19 protein-coding genes are annotated in these 19,837 nt (G+C 69.6%); 5 read left to right on the top strand and 14 right to left on the bottom strand.

Annotated elements, in window-relative coordinates; all coding sequences use genetic code 11:
• The first annotated feature begins 15 nt into the window (after positions 1–15).
• A complete protein-coding gene (locus ABN611_RS14540) occupies positions 16–594 on the top strand; it encodes a TetR family transcriptional regulator C-terminal domain-containing protein (RefSeq protein WP_350280397.1) in 579 nt (192 codons plus the stop codon).
• On the opposite strand, the gene ABN611_RS14535 is transcribed toward ABN611_RS14540, so the two are convergent.
• The 10 genes from ABN611_RS14535 to purD all read right to left on the bottom strand — a co-directional run bounded on the left by ABN611_RS14535 (position 578) and on the right by purD (position 9,704).
• Positions 578–1,012, bottom strand: a complete 435-nt coding sequence (locus ABN611_RS14535; protein WP_350280396.1) for a hypothetical protein — start codon at positions 1,010–1,012, stop codon at positions 578–580. The two genes, ABN611_RS14540 and ABN611_RS14535, sit on opposite strands and share 17 nt — an antisense overlap.
• Positions 1,013–1,316: 304 nt before the next feature.
• Positions 1,317–1,712 carry a hypothetical protein gene (locus tag ABN611_RS14530; RefSeq protein ID WP_350280395.1) on the bottom strand — a complete coding sequence of 132 codons (396 nt, stop codon included), beginning with the start codon at positions 1,710–1,712 and terminating at the stop codon, positions 1,317–1,319.
• A gap of 47 nt (positions 1,713–1,759) precedes the next feature.
• On the bottom strand, positions 1,760–3,748 hold the full coding sequence (locus tag ABN611_RS14525; protein WP_350280394.1) for a glycosyltransferase family 39 protein: 1,989 nt from the start codon (positions 3,746–3,748) through the stop codon (positions 1,760–1,762).
• 1 nt (position 3,749) lies between these two features.
• Positions 3,750–4,970, bottom strand: a complete 1,221-nt coding sequence (locus tag ABN611_RS14520; protein WP_350280393.1) for a bifunctional glycosyltransferase family 2/GtrA family protein — start codon at positions 4,968–4,970, stop codon at positions 3,750–3,752.
• A 71-nt stretch (positions 4,971–5,041) separates the two neighbouring features.
• The gene (locus tag ABN611_RS14515; protein ID WP_350280392.1) at positions 5,042–5,434 is read right to left on the bottom strand and encodes a hypothetical protein; all 393 of its coding nucleotides are present in this window, start codon (positions 5,432–5,434) and stop codon (positions 5,042–5,044) included.
• 1 nt (position 5,435) lies between these two features.
• On the bottom strand, positions 5,436–5,792 hold the full coding sequence (locus ABN611_RS14510; RefSeq protein ID WP_350280391.1) for a hypothetical protein: 357 nt from the start codon (positions 5,790–5,792) through the stop codon (positions 5,436–5,438).
• Positions 5,793–5,795: 3 nt separating this feature from the next.
• The gene (purB, locus tag ABN611_RS14505) at positions 5,796–7,232 is read right to left on the bottom strand and encodes an adenylosuccinate lyase (protein WP_350280390.1); all 1,437 of its coding nucleotides are present in this window, start codon (positions 7,230–7,232) and stop codon (positions 5,796–5,798) included.
• A 15-nt stretch (positions 7,233–7,247) separates the two neighbouring features.
• Positions 7,248–7,865, bottom strand: a complete 618-nt coding sequence (locus ABN611_RS14500; protein WP_350280389.1) for a hypothetical protein — start codon at positions 7,863–7,865, stop codon at positions 7,248–7,250.
• Positions 7,858–8,346, bottom strand: coding sequence for a SigE family RNA polymerase sigma factor (locus ABN611_RS14495; RefSeq protein ID WP_350280388.1), 489 nt, complete (start codon positions 8,344–8,346; stop codon positions 7,858–7,860). The genes ABN611_RS14500 and ABN611_RS14495 overlap by 8 nt, the downstream gene beginning before the upstream one ends.
• An 80-nt stretch (positions 8,347–8,426) precedes the next feature.
• Entirely contained in the window at positions 8,427–9,704 is a 1,278-nt protein-coding gene (gene purD, locus ABN611_RS14490; protein ID WP_350280387.1) for a phosphoribosylamine--glycine ligase, read from the bottom strand.
• A 792-nt stretch (positions 9,705–10,496) separates the two neighbouring features.
• Here purD and ABN611_RS14485 point away from each other — a divergent pair.
• Positions 10,497–11,321 (top strand): hypothetical protein, encoded by an 825-nt coding sequence (locus tag ABN611_RS14485; protein ID WP_350280386.1) that lies wholly within the window; start codon positions 10,497–10,499, stop codon positions 11,319–11,321.
• A 14-nt stretch (positions 11,322–11,335) separates the two neighbouring features.
• Here the strand turns inward: ABN611_RS14485 and ABN611_RS14480 are convergent, their stop codons facing one another.
• Both ABN611_RS14480 and map read right to left on the bottom strand, forming a co-directional pair.
• A complete protein-coding gene (locus tag ABN611_RS14480; RefSeq protein ID WP_350280385.1) occupies positions 11,336–12,340 on the bottom strand; it encodes an SEC-C domain-containing protein in 1,005 nt (334 codons plus the stop codon).
• A gap of 34 nt (positions 12,341–12,374) precedes the next feature.
• A complete protein-coding gene (gene map / locus ABN611_RS14475; RefSeq protein ID WP_350280384.1) occupies positions 12,375–13,151 on the bottom strand; it encodes a type I methionyl aminopeptidase in 777 nt (258 codons plus the stop codon).
• 80 nt (positions 13,152–13,231) lie between these two features.
• Here map and ABN611_RS14470 point away from each other — a divergent pair, with 80 nt between their 5' ends.
• Entirely contained in the window at positions 13,232–13,522 is a 291-nt protein-coding gene (locus ABN611_RS14470) for a helix-turn-helix transcriptional regulator (protein ID WP_350280383.1), read from the top strand.
• Between the two features lie 12 nt (positions 13,523–13,534).
• On the opposite strand, the gene ABN611_RS14465 is transcribed toward ABN611_RS14470, so the two are convergent.
• Positions 13,535–14,395, bottom strand: a complete 861-nt coding sequence (locus tag ABN611_RS14465) for an alpha/beta hydrolase (protein WP_350280382.1) — start codon at positions 14,393–14,395, stop codon at positions 13,535–13,537.
• Between the two features lie 153 nt (positions 14,396–14,548).
• Between ABN611_RS14465 and ABN611_RS14460 the strand changes: the two genes are divergently transcribed.
• Positions 14,549–14,920 (top strand): FKBP-type peptidyl-prolyl cis-trans isomerase, encoded by a 372-nt coding sequence (locus ABN611_RS14460; protein WP_131335933.1) that lies wholly within the window; start codon positions 14,549–14,551, stop codon positions 14,918–14,920.
• A 57-nt stretch (positions 14,921–14,977) separates the two neighbouring features.
• Here ABN611_RS14460 and ABN611_RS14455 read toward each other — a convergent pair whose 3' ends face one another.
• On the bottom strand, positions 14,978–18,661 hold the full coding sequence (locus tag ABN611_RS14455; RefSeq protein WP_350280381.1) for a S8 family serine peptidase: 3,684 nt from the start codon (positions 18,659–18,661) through the stop codon (positions 14,978–14,980).
• Between the two features lie 142 nt (positions 18,662–18,803).
• On the opposite strand from ABN611_RS14455, the gene ABN611_RS14450 reads away from it, so the two are divergent.
• Complete coding sequence (locus ABN611_RS14450; protein ID WP_350280380.1) at positions 18,804–19,787, top strand: helix-turn-helix domain-containing protein; 984 nt, start codon at positions 18,804–18,806, stop codon at positions 19,785–19,787.
• Positions 19,788–19,837 lie beyond the last annotated feature (50 nt).

The following is a 19,837-nucleotide window of genomic DNA, read 5'->3' as shown; positions in this document are numbered from 1 at the left end:
GCCAGACTGTGCGGCGTGAGCACGCAGGTTCCGCGCGGGGCGGATCGCCGGGACGCCATCGCGGACGCCGCCATCCACCTCGTCGCGACGCGTGGACTGCGCGGCCTCACCCATCGGGCGGTCGACGCCGAGGCGGGGCTGCCGCCGGGCTCCACGTCGTACTACCTGCGGACGCGGAACGCGCTGCTCACCGCGTGCGTGAGCCGGATGCTGACCCGCGACGTGGCCGGGCGGCCGCCTGCCGGGGCGGATCCGATCGAGGTGCTGGTGGGTCAGACGGTGACGCTCGCGCGGGAGCGGCCGGACGACCTGGTCGCGCGGTACGAGCTGTCACTGGAGGCGAGCCGGCAGCCGGAACTGCGGGCGGCGATCGACGAGGGTGGCCGGCAGTTGCGGGCCATGCTCGGGCAACTGCTCGAAGGGTCGGGGGTGCCTGATCCGGAGGCTGCCGCGTGGCCGGTCGCGGCGATGCTCGACGGATTGCTGTACGACCGGGTCGCCGGGACCGGGGCGCTGCTGGAGCCCGAGGCGTTCGAGGCCGCCGTACGACGGTCCGTGACGGCGCTGATCGCCGGCCTCAGAGGCGATCGGTGACGGTGACGAAGGTGAAGTAGCAGACGCCGACGAGCATGCCGACGTGACCTAGGACGGAGAGACCCGCGCCGGAGCCCCAGGCGTCACCCTTCGTGTCCTCGGAATGCCGCCCGCCGCTCGGCAGCCAGCGAGCCAGCAACAACAGTCCGACGACGGTCAGCAACCACCAGCCCGCGAGCATCACCAACGCGACCTCCCGCCGACCGGTGACCAGAGCAACAACCCAGCCCACCAGCGTGACCACACCGACAACCGTGTGCAGCGTCAGCAGAATCGCGGAGTACCCATGCCGCCCGGCCCCATGACCGGTGCCATCGACAACGGTCCCGCCGAGCCGGACGCGCGTGATCAACACAACGACCGCCCCGAGCGCGGTCAAGAACCAGGTGACGTTCGACCATTCCACGCCCCTCCCCATACCCCACCCACCCCACCACCCAACCCTCCCGCCTGTTTCGCACCCCTCTCCAGTTCCAGCCCAGCAGGCGGCGGACGGCGGCTCCGCCGCCCGCGAGCGCTCCCCCCGGCCATCGACTTGCGGCGCCCGACCCTCGCCAACCAGCCGTCCTCCGGGAGACGACCTGTAGCCCCCGTCCCCACAGCACCCGCCGCGCCCCGAGCCGGGCAACCCATCGACACCAACCGCAGCCGGGCGGTACAGAAAGCAGCCCGGCGGGCCGAGTGTCCGCTCAGCGCCCGCCGGGCTGGTCTGGTCGTGCCGGTCAGCTCGTCCGCGTCTGCCCTTGACCGGTGCCCTGGCCTTGCTGGGTGCCCTGGCCTTGTTGAGTGTCCTGGCCCTGCTGCGTGCCCTGGCCCTGCTGCGTGCCCTGGCCCTGCTGCGTGCCCTGGCCCTGCTGTGGGAGTTGGCCCTGGCCCGGGAGGGTGCCTTGGCCCTGGCCGTTTCCTTGGCCGGTGCCCTGAGGGAAGCCGCCGCGGAACCCGCCGCCCGGGCCGCCGAACTGGTTCTGCTGGTTGCTCGTCCCGTCCCACGAGTGCCCGACCGCCATCCCACCCAGGAACGCGAGCACCGCCAGCACCGACCCCGCGCCGGCCAACACCAGGGTGCTCGGCCGCCCGCTTCCCTTCGCCTGCTCGGGCTCCGAGGGCTGCGGCTGCATAGGCTGCTGCGGCGCCTGGAACTGAGGTTCTGAAGGCTGTGTCATAGTCATGCTCCTGTTCCGGTGGAGAGGTCGTAGATGGTGGTGTTGCCTACGGTTTGGGACTGGAAGTTGTCGGCTACCCAGGTGGCTATCTCGTTGGAGGTGCCGTTGCGGCCGCCCATCATTCCGCCGCCGCCTCCGACGAAGTAGTGGATCTTGCCCTGGGCAACCAGTTCCTTGAATTCGGCCAGGGTCGGCGCCGCATCGGTTCCGTTGAAGCCGCCGATCGCCATGATCGGCTCGCCGGACGCGATCTGCAGTGGTGCGGCCCCGTTCGCGGTTACGGCCGCGGCCGCCCAGGTGTACCCGTCGGCACCCTCCCGCAGCAGCGCCACCAGCTCGCTCGACACCCCGCTGGTCCCGCCGCCACCGAGGAATCCACCCACACCACCAGGACTCCGCGTAGTACCAGTCCCCGGCTGCTGCGTCGTACCGTTGCCGTCCTGCGTGGGCGGCGTACCCATCCGGCCGCCGCCGAAGCCTCCGCGTCCGCCCATCCCGCCGACTCCCGCAGGCCCGGCGGACGGCAACGCCCCGGCATGCGCCGTACCGATCGTCGACAGTGAGTACGCCGTCGGCCCCGCCAGCGCGCTCACCACGAGCAAGACCGCAGCGAACACCCCAGCCCGGCGAGCCGCCGTACGACGCAACTTCAACTCCGGCAGCAACATCAACGACCCAGCAGCAAGCACCCCAGTCACGAGCACCATCCACCGCAACCACGGCTGCCACGTCGGCGTCTGGTTCAGCAGCGCGAAACCCCACCCGGCCGTCAGCAGGATCCCACCAGCCAACGTGGTCCGCGGCAACCATTCCGTACGCCGCCTCCAGAGCACCGCCATCGCCGCACCGATCAGCGCCGCGATCGCCGGCGCCAGCGCGATCATGTAGTAACTGTGGATGATCCCCTGCATGTAGCTGAACACCAGCCCGGTGACCACCAGCCAGCCACCCCACAACAACGCGAACGCCCGCTTCCGGTCCGTCCGCGGCGCCTTGCCCGCAGCAACGACCAGTACGACAGTCGCGATCAGCGCAGCCGGCAACAACCAGGCGATCTGCGAGGCGAACTCACCACCGAACAGCCGCTGCACCCCGGTAGCGCCACCCCAGCCAGGGTTACCGGTGCCGCCACCGACCGACCCGGTTTCGTTGCCGTTCAACCGCCCGAGCCCGTTGTACCCGAGCGTCAGTTCGAGGATGCTGTTCGTCGACGACCCACCGATGTACGGCCGCGCCGAAGCCGGCAGCAGTTCGACGATCGCGACCCACCACCCGGCACTGACAACAAGCGAGCCCGTCGCCAGCACCAGATGCACGAGCCGCTTCCCGAGCGCCGGCTTACCGGCCACCAGGTACGCGATCCCGAACGCCGGCAGGATCAGGAACGCCTGCATCATCTTCGTCAGGAACCCGAACCCGACCAGCGCACCGGCCAGCATCATCCATCGCGCCGCGTGCTTGCCGGCGTCGATCGCCCGCGTCACCGCCCACGCACCGGCGCAGAGCAGCAGGATCAGCAGCGCGTCCGGGTTGTTGAACCGGAACATCAGTACGGCGACCGGCGTCAGCGCGAGCACTGCCCCGGCCAGCAGCGCCGCGTTCGCGGAGAACCAGCGCCGGACGGAGACGTACACGAAGCCGACGCTCGCCACGCCCATCAGCGCCTCGGGCACCAGCATGCTCCAACTGCTGAACCCGAAGAGCCGCCCGGACAACCCCATCACCCACAGCGACGCGGGCGTCTTGTCGACGGTGATGAAGCTCGACGCGTCGAACGACCCGAAGAACCAGGCCTTCCAGCTCGTCGACCCGGCCTGGACCGCGGCCGCGTAGTACTCGTTCGCGTACCCGTTCTTGGACAGGCCCCACAGATACGCGATGGCCGTCAGCACCAGTAGGCCGCCGTACAGGATCTTGTCGCGACTCAAGGCGAACTGCGTCGTGATCGCGCGGGATCTGGTCGCCTCGACGGGATCGGACAAAGTGGTCATCTCAGTTGCTCCCGGTCTGGTCGAGAACCGCTGGCGGTTCGAAGGCGGGCAGTGTCGGTGCGTCGTCGTCGAACACCCACGTCTGGAAGAGGCTGAACCGGACCACGGTGGCGGCCAGGTTCGCGATGGTCAGGACCGTGATCTCGACGGCCTGATGCGGCGCGGCGACCGCGGTGTGCAACAGCCACAGGGATGCCGCGGTCAGGCTCCAGCCGATCCCGAACGTGACCAGGCCGCGCAGCTGATGCCGCCACCGGCCGTCCACACCGCGCACCCCGAACGTGATCCGCCGGTTGAGCGCGGTGTTGCCGACCGCGGTGATCAGCAGGGCGAGCACATTCGCGACCTGAGCCGGCACCCATTGCCGCAGGACGAGATAGAGCAGCGCGTACGCCGCTGTGCTCAGCACACCGACCATGCAGAAGCGAAGAACGCGCGCCGCGAGCGCGGTCCGGGGATCGAGGATCCTTGGCCGGCCGAACTGCTGCCGTACCGGCTCGAGGTCGACGCGGCTGCGTAGCAGGCGAGCGATCCCCCGCAGGTCCTCGCCGACCGTCTTCGCGATCGCGACCCTCGAGTCCAGGTCGTCGACCCAGTCCACCGGTACTTCGTGGATCCGGAGGCCGGCCTGCTCGGCGAGCACCAGCAGCTCGGTGTCGAAGAACCAGCTGGTGTCCTCCACCAGCGGCAGCAGCTCGCGTGCCACGTCCGCGCGGATCGCCTTGAACCCGCACTGCGCGTCCGAGAAATGCGCGTTCAACGTTGCCCGTAGCAACAGGTTGTAGGAGCGCGAGATGAACTCGCGTTTCGGCCGCCGGACCACCCGGGAGCTCTTCGCCAACCGGGTGCCGATGGCAACGTCACTGTGTCCGGCGAACAGTGGCGCCACCAACGGCAGCAACGCATTCAGATTGGTGGACAAGTCGACGTCCATGTAGGCGAGCACCTCGGCGGTGCTCTCGGACCAGACCTGTTTCAGCGCGCGCCCACGCCCGGACTGCTCGAGCCGGACCACCCGGACCCCAGGCAGCTCGCTCGCGAGCAGCACGCCGATCTCATAGGTCGCGTCCGTACTTCCGTTGTCCGCGATGCAGACCTCGGCCGGAAACGGGAAAGCGGTGTCGAGAAACTCCCGCAACCGTCTGATGTTCGGTCCGAGGTCGTTTTCCTCGTTCTTGACGGGTACGACGATCTCGACCCGAGGATGACCTGGAATCTGCATGCCACCGATGCTGTCCGGCCAACCTGAGGCAGCCCCTGCGCGTAGCTGGCAGTTCCCTGGGAGTCACCGAGTCAGCTGGTACGGCGCAACCACAGCAGCCCGAGCACCGGAAGAACCAGCGGCACGAACCCGTAGCCCTGCCCGAAGTGCGACCACACGGTCGCGTCCGGGAAGTCGTCCGGTACGGCGTAACTGAACGCGCCGATCCCCAGCACCCCGACCAGCTCGATCACGATCGCGACCGTGGCCACCTTCCGGGACACCGTGGTCGCCTTGGCCAGCGCGAACGTCGCCGCACAGTAGATGACCGCGGCAACGGCCGACAACAGGTACGCGACCGGAGCCTCGTCGAACTTCGTCGAGATCTGCACGCCGGCGCGCGCGGTCGCCGCCAGCGCGAAAACGCCGTACACCGCGATCAGGATCCGCCCGGGCCCGTGTTTGGTGGCCGACGGATCCGTCATCTCAGACCGCCCACAGGTCGTACAGCCGCAGCTCGACGATCGGGATCACCGCGCACGCGATCGCCAGCGCGCCGGCACCCCAGCGGCTGCTCTCGGCCAGCGCCCAGAACGCGCCGATCGGCAGGATCATCAGCGCCCCGATCAGGTACCCGAAGAAGAACGGTCCGGACACGTCCCGGTCGGCGCCGGAGTACTGCGCGATGCCGACGACGAGCTGCGCGATCAGCCCGGCCTCGACGACCCCGACAGCTCCGAGCACGGTCCAGTCGATGCGCTTGTTCCGCGCGGCGAGCACGACGGCGTACACGGCCGCGGCCAGCGACAACGCGACGAGGACCCAGGTCAGCGGTGCGAACACGGGTTAGAGGATGTCACCCGGGGTGTAGGCGGCTGCCTCCGGGTAGCGCTTGGCGAGTTCGTCGATCTTCGCGACGACGGTGCCGACCTGGGCGACGGCCGCGCCGGTGAACGACAGCGGCTCGCCGACGATGCCGACGATCTGCTCCTCGGTGAGGCCGAGACGGCCGTCGCTGCCGAGACGCTGGAACAGGTCGTTCGCGGCGAGGCCCTTGCGCAGGTCGAGCGCGGTGGCGACTGCGTGCTCCTTGATGACCTCGTGCGCGGTCTCGCGGCCGACGCCGTTCTTCACCGCGGCCATCAGCACCTTGGTCGTGGTCAGGAACGGCAGGTACCGCTCCAGCTCGCGGCTGATGACGGCCGGGTACACCCCGAACTCGTCGAGCACGGTGAGGAACGTCTCGAACAGCCCGTCCAGCGCGAAGAACGCGTCCGGCAGCGCGACCCGCCGTACGACGGAACAGAAGACGTCGCCCTCGTTCCACTGGTTGCCGGCCAGCTCGCCGGCCATCGACGCGTACCCGCGGAGGATGACAGCGAGGCCGTTGACCCGCTCGCAGGACCGGGTGTTCATCTTGTGCGGCATCGCCGAGGACCCGACCTGGCCCTCCTTGAAGCCCTCGGTGACCAGCTCGTGGCCGGCCATCAGCCGGATCGTGGTCGCCAGGCTCGACGGCCCGGCCGCCAGTTGCACCAGCGCGGATACGACCTCGTAGTCGAGGGACCGCGGGTACACCTGGCCGACGCTCGTCAGCGCGTGGCTGAACCCGAGGTGCTGGGCGATGTCCTGCTCCAGCTTCTCCAGCTTGACCGGGTCACCGCCGAACAGGTCCAGCATGTCCTGCGACGTACCGACCGGGCCCTTGATGCCGCGCAGCGGGTACCGCTCGATGAGCTCCTCGAGCCGCGCGATCGCGACCAGCAACTCGTCGGCGGCCGACGCGAACCGCTTGCCGAGCGTGGTCGCCTGCGCGGCCACGTTGTGCGAACGCCCGGTCAGCACCAGCGCCGCGTGGTCCGCCGCCAGCTGCCCGAGCCGTACGGCGGTCGCCACCGCACGGTCCCGGACCAGCTCGAGCCCGGCGCGGATCTGGAGCTGCTCCACGTTCTCGGTCAGGTCACGACTCGTCATCCCCTTGTGGATGTGCTCGTGCCCGGCGAGCGCGCTGAACTCCTCGATCCGCGCCTTCACGTCATGCCGCGTGACCCGCTCACGGTCGGCGATCGAGGCCAGGTCGACTTGGTCGATCACCCGCTCGTAGTCCTCGACGACCCCGTCCGGAACCGCGACCCCGAGCTCGCGCTGGGCCTTGAGTACGGCGACCCAGAGCTTCCGCTCGAGCACGATCTTGTGCTCCGGTGACCACAGCTCCGCCATCGAGAGACTGGCGTAGCGCGCGGCGAGAACATTGGGGATCCGGGGTTTGGTCACGGCCCCCATTCTCCCAGACGGGTACTACTTGACCGTCATCAGTCCACAGAGCTTGGCGCCGTCGAGCGTGCAGACCTGGTACGAACCGGCCGGCAGCCCCTTCGGCATCGCCAGCGTGTACGGCCCCGGACCGGAGTACGACGGGATGGTCATGCCCATCTCACCGGTCATCCGGACGGCGTACGGCGTGGTCGGGTCGCCGGGGATCTTGGCGATCAGCGTGTACAGCGCCTTGTCCGGCTTGGCGGCCGACGCCAGCGAGAACGTCGCGGCGCGGACCTGCTTGTCGGTGAACGACGCGACGAACTGACCGCCGGCCGCCGTGGTGGCCGCGGTCACCGAGCGCAGCGTCAGCGGCCCGGCCTTCACGACCGGCTGCTCGGTGTGCACCGACACCTCCGGCGGGACGACCGCATTCGTGGGCACGGGGCTCTCGGCGACCGGCGCGTTGTTCGCCGCCGGGCGGAGCGTGGGGACGATCGCGACTGCGGCGACCACCGCGGCCGCCCCGATCACGGTCAGGCCGGCGGTCCGGCGGCGCTTGCGGGTGCGGGCGGCGGTCAGGACGGAGTCGAAGTCTCCTCCTGCCTCGGCAGCGCGGCGGTCGGCCAGCGCTTGCAGGTCCTCCTGCAACTCAGGCATGGTCGTCACTCCTCAACAGCAATGATTCGGACAGGGCGTCCCGGGCGCGGGACAGGCGCGACTTGACCGTGCCTTCCGCGATTCCGAGCGTGTCCGCCACCTGAGCCACACTCAGGTCACAGACGTAGTGGAGGACGACGACCTGCCGGGTCGGCATCGGCAGGCCGGCGAGAGCCCGCTCGAGGTCACCGGCGTACCCGTCGGCGTGGTCCGGGACGTGCTCCGCCGGCAGCCGGTGGAACAGCTGTGTCAGCCGGTTGCCGTCCCGGTGCCTGTTCGCGGCCAGTCGCATCGCGACCAGGCGCACCCAGGCCTCGGGAGAGTCGTACCGCGACACCTTCTCCCAGCGGGGCACCAACCGGACGAACGCCTCCTGCACGATGTCCTCGGCCTCGGCGCGCGACCCGGTCAGCAGCGAGACAACACCCACCAGCCGCGGCTGATGAGCGCCGTAGAACTCCCGCAGCCCCTCCGTCTCCATACCCACCTACACCCCCGACCCGTCATTCCGGTTCCATCGGATTCCCGACTTTATCCGGAGCGGGCCGTATCGCGGTGCTGTCAGACGGTGATCTCGCCGCGCTCCGCCTTGAGGGCGATGTCGGTGCGGTGCTGGGAGCCCTTGATGCGGATCTGGCTGACCGCGGCGTACGCGCGCTGGCGGGCCTCGGCGAGATCCTTGCCCACCGCACTCACCGCGAGCACGCGGCCACCGGCCGTCACCAGTTCGTCGTTCTCGAGCGCCGTACCGGCGTGGAAGACGCGGACGTGGTCGTTCTCCGCCTGGTCGAGCCCGGCGATCACGTCGCCCTTGCGCGGGCTGGCCGGGTACTTCTTCGCGGCGACCACCACTGTCACGGCCGACCCGTTGCGCCAGCTCAGTTCGCCGTGGTCGGCGAGCTTGCCGGTCGCGGCGGCGTACAGCAGGCCACCGAGCGGGGTCTTCAGCATCGGCAGCAGCGCCTGCGTCTCCGGGTCCCCGAAGCGGCAGTTGAACTCGATCACCCGGACACCACGCGAGGTCAGCGCGAGACCGGCGTACAGCAGGCCCACGAACGGCGTACCGCGGTGCCGGAGCTCGTCGACGGTCGGCTGCAGGACCTTCTCGGTGATCTCGGCGACCAGGTCGTCCGGCGCCCACGGCAACGGGGTGTAGGCGCCCATGCCGCCGGTGTTCGGGCCTTCGTCGTTGTCCGCGAGCCGCTTGAAGTCCTGTGCCGGCTGCATCGGAAGCACCGTCGTACCGTCGGTGATCGCGAACAGCGAGACCTCCGGGCCGTCGAGGAACTCCTCGATCAGCACCTGCTCGCACTGCGCCGCGTGCTGGAGCGCCTCCTCGCGGTCGGCGGTGACGACGACACCCTTACCCGCGGCGAGCCCGTCGTCCTTCACGACGTACGGCGGCCCGAACGCGTCGATCGCCTCCGCTGCCTCGTCGGCCGTCGTACAGACATAGGCGCGACCGGTCGGGACGCTCGCTGTCGCCATCACGTCCTTGGCGAAGGCCTTGGAGCCCTCGATCTGCGCGGCCTCCCGAGAGGGCCCGAACACGGCGATCCCGGCCTCGCGCAACGGATCCGCCAGCCCAGCCACCAACGGCGCCTCGGGCCCGACGACGACCAGGTCGACCTCCAGCTCCCGCGCCAGCGCGACCACGGCGTCATGATCCGCCACGTCGACCGCCCGGCACGCCACCGTCTGCCCGTCGTACGCCGGCCGCAACGCCGCGATCCCCGGATTACCAGGCGCGGCCACCACGAGCTCGACCTCGGAATCCCGGCTCAGCCCCCACACCAGCGCGTGCTCACGACCACCGGACCCAACCACCAAAACCTTCACAGGCCCTCACCCTAGCGTGTCCACGGAGGAGCCGACCGCGCGCATGTGATTCGCCCCACGCGTGCTCCGCGAGCGCTTACTTCGTCGCTCCGCTCCTCAGCGCACCCGCTCCCCACCCACCCCCGGGCTTAGCGCCCGGACATCTGTTTCCGGCTTACGCCGGGTGTTTCCGGCTTACGCCGGTCCTTCCGGCTTACGCCGGGATTTTCCGGCATGCGCCGGGATCTTCCGGCTTACGCCGGTGTTGCCGACTGCCGTCGGCATATTGCGGCTGCCGCCGCATCGACTGCCCGGTGGTGTCGGGCGGATGATCCGCTCGGCCGTCTGGCACCTGTGGTCATGTGCTCCACCAGGCAGGCGTTACGCCGCGGCAGTTGATCCAGCGAGAACGCGCCCAGGCGACCCAGCTCACCACACGTTCGCGGCTGGTCGGCCGGGTCGAACTGCCTGTAGCAGAACAGGATCGGCTGCGGCTTCGCCGAAGAGCCCCGATAGAGCCGCCGATGGATCGGACAACGCCGTGGCCTTGTGAGGGAGATGCCACGTCTTCTGTCGTAGGTGGGCCTTAGCGTCCGGGGCATGGTGCGGGAGTTGCCGGAGGCGCGGCCGTTGGGGCCGGATGTTGGCGGGCGGTGGGTTCGGCGGTGGATGTCGGGGGAGTGGACTCGGGGTGTGGATGGGTGGGTGGGGCGGCGGCTTGGTGAGGGTGGGCGGGGGGTTGTGGGGGCGGGGGTTACGTATCGGGCTCGGTTGTGGTCTGTGACGCGGTGTTATGCGACGGACGAGGGGTTGGTGTGGTTCAAGGAGAACAACCCTGGGCATCGGTTCGAGGCTGGGTTGGTGGCGGCGATGGCGGCGGTTGCGCCTGAGGATGTGGTCGTGCCGATCGCGGTGGATCGCGGACGCGGATGGCTGCTTGCTGAGGATCATGGTGCGACGCTTTCGCATGCTGAGGTTGCTGATCAGCGGGTTCGTTGTGTTGTGGTTCGTGCGTTGGCTCGGCTTCAGTGCGCTCTCCTGGGGCGGCTCGAGCCGGGCGGGATCCTCGAGGTTCATCCCGGTGGTGCGGGCGATCGGGTGCGCGGCGTCGTACGGGCGTGGGCGGGGTTGGCGGCGGGGCATCCGCTTCGGGTTGCGGACGACGTACTGAAGTTGGTTGAGTCGGCTGCTGACGTGCTGGATCGGCGGGCTGGTTCGCTCAGCGGCGTTGTTCCGTTGGATGTGGAGATCAATGACGTGTATCCGGCGAACATCTTCGCCGACCGTTCCACCGGGACATTGCGGACGCGGTTCTTCGACTTCGGGAACGCGGTGTGGGGGCATCCGTTCGTGTCGCTGCACGGATTCCTCGACTCTGTCGTGGAATGGACTTGTGCTCCGCTACCGCATGCCGATCGCGAGACCCTGTACGACGTCTACCTGAAGGTGTGGAGCGATCACCTCGGCGCCGACCCACGCCTGCTTCGCAACGACCTGCGCACCACGGGGGCACTGCTCAGCGTGCACCGCCTGCTGTCTTGGCAACGCCTGATCCCGTACGCCGACCCGCTCGAAATCAGCGCCCGTGCCGAGATCCCCCTGAAGTACCTGTCCGGCGTCGCCGCATTAGGACGCTAACCAGGGGCCAATCGCTACGAGCGCGGAAGGCAACATTTCTTGTACTTGCTGGTCGAGCCGCACCAGCACGGCTCGTTCCGGCCTGGCGGCCACGTGATCATGGCGGCACCCAGGCCTTGGAGGGAGTCGCTGTAGGCACGGACGGCGTCGCCGTCCACCTGCTCGATTCCCTCAGTGATGAACGCCGCCAGACCATCAGCCGATCCGGGCACCAAGGCCAACTGAACAGCGCCGTACTCCGCTAGGAGCTTGAGCCCTCGCTCCGTGAGCGCTCGGTGCTCGTCCCAGGTCGCGCCACAGTGCGCGGCGAGCTCTGGCCAGCGACGGAGGACTTCGTCGTACTCCGGTCTTGGCAGGAACATCACTGCCGGGCCTTCGTCGTCGCCGTCGAGCGGTTCGTCCAGCGCCTCCAGCAATTCTTCCGCGAGATCGTCGCGATCATCATGGGGAAGCCCGAGTTCGTGCCGCGCCGCGTGGCGGGCCTGGAGGAGTTCGTACACGACCATCGCCAGTTCGTCGTACCTCGGATCCGAAGGCTTGGACTCCAGTTCGCGGTGGCTGCGGAGGGCGATGTCCAACGCTTCGGTGAGCCACTCCTCGGCCACCTTCGCCCGGCCGTTCGCTACCAGCACATCGCCGACCAGCGCCGCCGCGGTCGAATCCTCGGTCAGCCGTTCACGCAGGGACGAGAGTTGCGTCATCGCGTCGTCGTCGCGGCCGGCCAGGAACAGCAGATCGGCAAGCACTCCCCTCGGATAGGAGACCGAGGGGATTCCGGAACGCTCGTACGCCTCGATTCCGCGCTCCGCAAGTGCGATCGCGGCCTCCGGGTCACCCGCCTCACCTGTGATCCCGGCCGCGACGATCAGCGCGTAGCCGGCATCGGCAGCATCCTCGATACGGCCGTCCTCGACCGCCTCGACCAACGAGGTCGCCAAGATCTCCGGGGTCTCGCTGTCGATCGCCTCTTCAGCGACACGATCGATGTCCTCGGCCGACAACAAACCGTTCGCACGCATGTCCAACGGTATCGCGGGGTCCTCTCCTAGAGGCTCACGACTGCTTTGGCAGGGTGAGGATTTCGGGGCCTTCGGGGGTGATGGCGATGGTGTGTTCGGTGTGGGCGGTGCGGCAGCCGGTGGCGCTGCGGAGGGTCCAGCCGTCTTCGTCGGTGACGAGGGTGGCGGTGTCTTGCATGACCCAGGGTTCCAGGGCGAGGAGGAGGCCGGGGCGGAGTTTGTAGCCGCGGCCGGGGCGGCCGGTGTTCGAGATGTGCGGGTCCTGGTGCATCGTCGAGCCGATGCCGTGGCCGCCGAACTCGGTGTTGATCTGGTACCCCGCCGCACTCAGCACCGAGCCGATCGCGTGGGAGATGTCGCCGATGCGCGCGCCGGGCTGGGCGGCCGCGATGCCCGCGTCGAGGGCGCGGCGAGTGGCGTCGATCAGCGCGACGCTCTCCGGTGGCTGCGACTCACCGATGATGAAGCTGATCGCGGCGTCGGCCGCGACGCCGCCCAGGGAGACGGCGAGGTCGAGGGTCAACAGGTCACCGTCGGCGAGTTGGTAGTCGTGCGGCATTCCGTGCAGTACCGCGTCGTTCACCGCCGTGCAGATGTAGTGGCCGAACGGACCGCGGCCGAAGGACGGCGCGTAGTCGACGTAGCAGGACTCTGCGCCGGCCTCGAGGATCATTTCCTTGGCCCACTGGTCGATGTCCAGCAGGTTCGTGCCCACGGCACTGCGGCTCTTCAGCGTGTGCAGGATGTGGGCGACCAGGGCGCCGGTGTGTCTGGCCTGCGACACCTCGGCGGGGGTGAGGATCTCGATCATGGGGCGTCCTTCTGATACGGCGGGAACTGCTGCGACCAATAACTATACCGGTCATATTATCCCGGTACTATTATCGGGTCATGGTCAGGTTGCCGCTCACTCCCGAAGAGGTCGAGCGCGGGCAGCGTCTCGGCGCACTGCTGCGGCGCGCGCGTGGTCAGCGCTCGATGCTGCAGACCGCGCTGGATGCGGGCGTCTCGCCGGAGACCCTGCGCAAGATCGAGTCCGGCCGCGTGGCGACGCCGGCGTTCCCGACCATCGCGGCCATCGCCGACGTCCTCGGCCTGTCCCTCGACACGGTCTGGTCCGAGATCAACCGCACCGAGCACACCACCCGAGCACCCCACTCCGGCGCGCAACTGGCCTCGTAAGCCCGAGCCGGGTTAGCCGAGCACCTCGCGCAGTGTTGCGGCGAACTCCGTCGGTTTGCCGGGTTGGCCGTATTCGTTGCCGAGGAAGCCGCCGTGGCCGCTGGGGAAGGTGACAGGGATGAGGCCTAGACGTTCGGCGACGGCCTTGCCGCCGCGGGCGGCTAGTTGGTTGCCGGATTCTTCGCCTACGCCGACGACGATGCGGTCCTTGGTCTTTTCCAAGGCGTCGAAATCCGGCTGGTACGACGTACAGCCGCGGAGGTTCTGGCCGAGGAGCGCGTCGGAGCGCGAGCCGTCGTCCTCGGTGGGGAGGCCGAACATCGCGGGGTCCGGCGCGGGCTGCTGGGTGTAGTCGGCGGGGACCTCGCCGTCGTACCCGACGAAAGCGATGAACTTCGCCATCCCCGGGCCGAGACCGTCGCGCTGGTACGTGTCGTACATGTCCTGGACCACGGCCAGCGCGGCCTCGCTGTCCGGGAGGATCCCGGCGAGCGGCGGCTCGTGCGCGACGACCTTGTTGATCAGGTCGGGGCGCTGGGCGCTGAGGGCCAGCGCGTTCACCGCGCCGCCGCTGCTGGCGAAGATGTCGACCGGGCCCGCGTCCAGGTGCTCGATCAGCGCGGCGAGGTCCGCGGCGTGGTCGTCCGGCGAGAGCTCGGTCGGCTCGCCGCTGCGGACGCTCCGCTCGACGCCGCGCGGGTCGTACGTCACCACGGTCCGGTCCTCGAAGTGCGAGGCCAACGTCGGGAACCCGCTCGCACCCATCGGCGAACCGATGAGCAGCAGCACCGGCCGGTTCGCCAGGTCGCCGCGAACGTCGTACGTCAATGTCGCCCCGGGCACGTCGAGGGTCTGGGTCACAACCTCCGGCATCGACAGCTCCTCCTGGATCCGGCCCACCCCCATTGGTCGACCTCGTGCTCGAGAGCCTAGACGCTCCGATCTCCGCCGAACAGGAACTCGACCGGAACCTTCGACGCACACCTCCTGCCCGGGTGCGGGCGGGGCGTCTGCTTAGCTGGGGGTATGACTGAGAAGCCAGAGATCGACTTTCCGGACGGTCCGCCGCCGGCGGATCTCGAGATCACCGACATCACCGTGGGCGACGGCGACGAGGCCAAGGCCGGTTCGCGGGTCAACGTGCACTACGTGGGCGTGGCCCACTCGACCGGCGAGGAGTTCGACGCGTCGTACAACCGCGGCGCCCCGCTGGCCTTCCAGCTCGGCGTCGGCCAGGTCATCCAGGGCTGGGACACCGGTGTCCAGGGCATGAAGGTGGGCGGCCGCCGCAAGCTGGTCATCCCGCCGCACCTCGGGTACGGCGACCGCGGCGCCGGCAGCGCGATCAAGCCGGGCGAGACCCTGATCTTCGTCGTGGACCTGATCAGCGTCAGCTGAGCACACAGCAGCCGGCGGCGACCAGGAGACCTGGTCACCGCCGGCTGTGTCATGTCGTCAGCGGATCGACGCCGCCCGGATCACCTCCTGGCGTACGGCGTTGCCCGCATCGTCGGCCGCGGTCGCCCGCAGCGAGAGGTACGACGATCCCTTCGGCAGCCGTACGTCGACCGACCAGCCGCCACCCTGGCGTGCCAGCGGGACGGACCGCCACGTCGTCCCGTCGTCGTACGACACCTCCAGCGTCGCGCCCTTGACCTTGCCCGCGCCCGCGACGCCGGCCACGTGGAACGCCGACAGCCCGATGCGCTGCCAACCGCCTCCCCGAAGCGCCCCGTTGAGATCCGTCGCCAGGTGATAGTCGAGCTGGAGCAGCGGCAGGTACACCCAGTCGGGCGCCTCCGCCGTCTGCGCGCGGAAGTCCCACGCACTCGACGTCTTCGTCCCGAGACCCCAGACCGCCGGCCGGGTGGTGTCCATCTCGAACCGGTAGTCCGCCCATCCCGACGTCACCGGAACACTCGTCTGCACCGCCTGGAACGAGCTCTTCCGCACCAGCGTCCCGTTCTGGAACAGCCGCGTCTCGACCGTCGACTCGTCGTCCGACATCGACCCGGTGACGCCCTGGTCGCCGCTGCTCGTCGTCGGCACGTTCACCGCGAAGAAGTCCCCGCTGCGACGCGGGTTCCAGTACCCGGAGCCGACGCGCGGCCGGGCGATCGGCGCGAACCACGAGTTCGTCTGCACCGCGCGCGGCGCGTACGTGTGCCGCTCGCCCCGCTGCTCCCAGCCCCGCGGGTGAACCGTCTGCTCGTACCAGTCGGTCCCCTCCTGCGTGGAGACGTAGTCGACCCGCTGCGTCCCCAGGTGGACCGGCTCGGTCACCTGCAAGCACGGGGGCCAGAACCCGATCCGGCAGTCCGCGCGACTCTCGAACGCCAGCTCCCCGGTCGGCCCGACGAACCGGTTGACGACCGTCGCCAGCTCCCCCGCCCGCGGCGCGTACCGCAGGTCGGCCGGGATCGCCCCGGTGTGGGCCTTCACCAGGTCATAGAGGTACGGCGGCGCCTCGACGCCCCTCATCCGCACCGTGACGTTGCCTCCGGCACCGAGACGGTCAACCAACGGACCGCCCTCGGCCGCCGTCAGCGAGTACACCGGCAGGTCGGTCCCGCCCGCCGAGTCGTAGTACTTGCCGGCACCGTCGTTCACCACGACAAGCACCCGAGCCCCGGCGTCCCGAGCAGCCGCAGCACGCGCGCTCGGCGTGACCGCAGTGCTCGCGGTCACGAAGACCGCCTTGCCCCGAACGTCCTTGCCCACGTAGTCCGCAGCCGCACCAGCACCGACGTACACACCCGTGAGCGACGCCTTGCCGTCCCAGCGCTTCGAGCCGCGCTGCAACAACGGGTGCAGCGGCTGCTCGTCGACCGTCATCGACAGCAACGGCGACGTACGGCGCCAGCGCGTCGAGAAGTCGTACACGCCACCGGCGACCGCACCGGTAGGAGCGGCGTACACCTTCGTCACCACCGGCGTCGGCACGTACTGGCCGAGGAAACTCGCGTACTGACCGCCGATCCCGGAGTCGTGGTACCAGCCGGAGCGGCGATACACGTCCTCACCCGGCAGCGGTGTGGTGAGCGTGATCGGGTTCGCCTTGCGGGCGTCGAGCGCGAGCTCGGTGTCCTTCCCGATCACGAGATGCGGGTTGCCGACGAGTGCGACACCCTCCTCGCCGTCGACCGGCAACCACGAGTACGCCGCGTACACACCGGGCCGGAGGCGCTGCGTCGCGACCTTCCCAGTGGAAGCGTCGATCTCGAGCGTCGTGACGAACTGGTCGCCGTACTTGTACAACGTCAGGAACCCGCCCGCCGGCTTGCCGTCCCGCCCGGTCGCCTGTACGTCGAGGTTGTACCGCTCCTCCTCCATCACCAGGCCGACCGCAGTCTGCGCGACCCGCTGGCCGTTCTGCTTGGCGACGACTGTCCCGGAGTACGACAGCCCCGGCGTCGCCAGGTTCGGCGTCGCGGTGACGGTGACCGAGGCGGTGCCGTTCGCGGGTACGACGACCTGCGTCGAGCCGAGCGTGAACAGTCCGGCGGGGGCGGGCGTCGTACCGTCGCTGGTCACGTCGGCCGACAGGTCCAGCGTGGCCGGGCTGTCGCCGTGGTTCGTGTAGGTGATCGTCCGCTTGACCGGTGCGTCGTCGCCGTGCGGCCACGCGTGCAGACCGAACTCGCGGGTCGCGGTCGCGTTGATCGTCCCGAACGCCGCGGCCGGTACGTCGAGCCGCCCGCTGCCGACCTGGTACGCGGTCTCGCCCGCGAGCGGTTTCGCCGTACTGACCAGCGCGGACTTCAGCTGCTCCCCCGTCCACTCGGGGTGCTTCTGGACAAGCAGTGCCGCAGCACCGGCGACGTGCGGCGTCGCCATCGACGTACCGCTGAGCGACTTGTAGAACCCAGTACCCGACGACTTGGACGCGCGGGCCGCGAGCACCGAGACGCCCGGCGCCACGATCTCCGGCTTCACGGTCGCGTCGCCGAGCCGCGGGCCCATGTCCTGGAAGTACGCCCGGTTGTCGTTCTTGTCGACCGCGCCGACCGTGAGCGCGGACGAGGCCGCGCCCGGCGAGCCGATCCCGCTCACGCGACCATAGTTGCCTGCGGCAATCACGAACAGGGCGCCGGTCTCGGCGCTCAGCTCGTCGACCGCGAGGGCCATCGGGTCGGTGCCGTCGCTGGCCTCGGTGCTGCCGAGGCTCATGCTGACCACCTTGGCGCGCTGCGCGGCCCACTCCATCCCGTCGATGATCCAGGACGCGGCGCCGGAGCCGCCGTCGCTGAGCACCTTGCCGATCGCGAGCCGCGCGGCCGGTGCGACACCCTTCTCGGTGCCGTTCGACGCGGCGCCGGTTCCCGCGACAGTCGAGGCGACGTGCGTACCGTGGCCGTTCACGTCGTCGGTGGTCTCGCCCGGGACGAAGCTCTTCGTCTCGGCGATCTGCCCGGCGACGTCCGGGTGCGTCTGGTCGATGCCGGTGTCCAGCACCGCGACCGTCGTACCGTTGCCGTCGAGGCCCTGCGCCCACGCGTTCTGCGCGCCGACCTGGGCGACGCTCTCGGCGAGGCTGGCCTCGACCTTCTCGTCGAGGAACACCTTCTGGATGCCGCCGCCGAACTGACCCGAGGCGGCCGATCGCGCGGTGCTCGCCGTGATACCGGACCAGAACCGCGCTGCCTCGGCCTTGTGCGCGGCCAGGCCGACGCCGCCGATGCTCTCCAGCGTGGCGCCGCGGTCGGCGTGCTTCGGGGTCGCGGCCGCGGTGCGCAGGCCGGGACGGTACTGAACGATCAGCGGGATCGACGTCACCGAGGCGTCGTCGTACCCCTGGTCGACCAGCGAGGTGACGTTGAAGAGCTCGGGGTCGAGGCGGCCCGAGGCGAGGTACGGCAGCGCGGCGTCGGGTACGACGTGCAGGTCGTCGCCGACCTGTTGGATCTGGACGCCGCCGGACGACTGCTCGACGGCGGCGGTCGGCGGACCGCCGGCGTTCTCGGTGAGCGTGACCACGTCACCGGTCACGAGCGTGACCCGATGCGTGGCGCCGGTGGGACTGGGTGGGGAGGCATCAGGTGAGGCGGCACCGTCGGCCTGCGATGGCGTCGTCGAGACCGTGGCCAAGGCCACGATGACGGCGAGCCCACCGGCGACGGCGCGGGCGGATCTGGACATGGGCGGGCCCTTCCTGGAAGCACCTGGCGGATTCGATGGCATGAACATGTCACGCGGTCGTAGAGTGCTCAATGGCGGGATTACGGCATGACAGGTGTCCGCCACGCGGTTCTTCCCCGGAAGCCCCTCGAAGGAGCGCACGATGCTCGACGTGCTGGGACTGGATGCGATCGAGGAGGGTGCCTACCGGCGCCTGATCACGCTGCCGTCGGAGTCCGTGGAGGAGCTGGCGGCGTCGCTGCGGGTCGAGACGAGCGATCTCGCCGCCGCACTCGACGGGCTCGAGGAGAAGGGCCTGGTCGCTCGGTCCACCGCGACGCCCGGGCACTTCGTCGCGTCCCCGCCGGCACTGGCGCTCGGCTCGCTGATCGTGCAGCGCCAGGAGGAGATCCGCCGGGCGCAGCTCGAGCTCGGGCGGCTCGCCGAGCAGTACCGGGGCGTGATGGCGGACCGCTCCGACACCGACGTGATCGAGGTGGTCCGCGGTGCGCAGGCGGTCGCGCAGCGGTTCGGCCAGATGCAGCGCGGGGCGTCGAACGAGGTACTCGCGCTGGTGAAGGCCTCGGTCGCGGTGGTGTCCGCCGACGAGAACGTGGACGAGGACGCGGCGCTCGCGCGCGGAGTGACCTATCGCGTGGTGGTCGAGCGCGCGGCCTTCGCCAAGCCGGGGTTCGTCGACCTGGTGGCCGAGTCGCTCAAGGCCGGCGAGCTGATCCGGGTGACCGGCGACCTGCCGCTCCGGCTGGTGGTCGCGGACCGGTCGCTCGCATTGTTGCCGCTGGCACCTACTGCGGCCGATTCCGCCGGTGGGGCGCTGCTCGTCCATCCGTCCGGGCTGCTCGACGCGCTGTTGCACCTGTTCGAGCTGGTGTGGTCGGGCGCGAACGAAGTACTCCCCACCGAATCCGGCGCCACCGAACTTGCCGCGGACCGCCTCGACGACGTCGACGCCCGCATCCTCACCCTGCTGCTCGCGGGCCTCACCGACCAGGCGATCGGCGGTCAGCTGGGTATGTCGCTGCGTACGGTCCAACGCCGCGTCAGCCAGCTCATGGACCGCGCCCAGGTCGTCACCCGCTTCCAACTCGGGCACGAAGCCTCCCGTCGCGGCTGGCTCGGCGTTTAGCCTTTCGGGTAGTTGTACTCATCCGCTGCCCCCGGGTGGGCCTATTGACT

The organism is Kribbella sp. HUAS MG21, from assembly GCF_040254265.1.
Classification (GTDB): Bacteria; Actinomycetota; Actinomycetes; order Propionibacteriales; family Kribbellaceae; genus Kribbella.
Note: the sequence above shows the minus strand (reverse complement) of the source record. Positions and strands in the feature narration are given on the sequence as shown.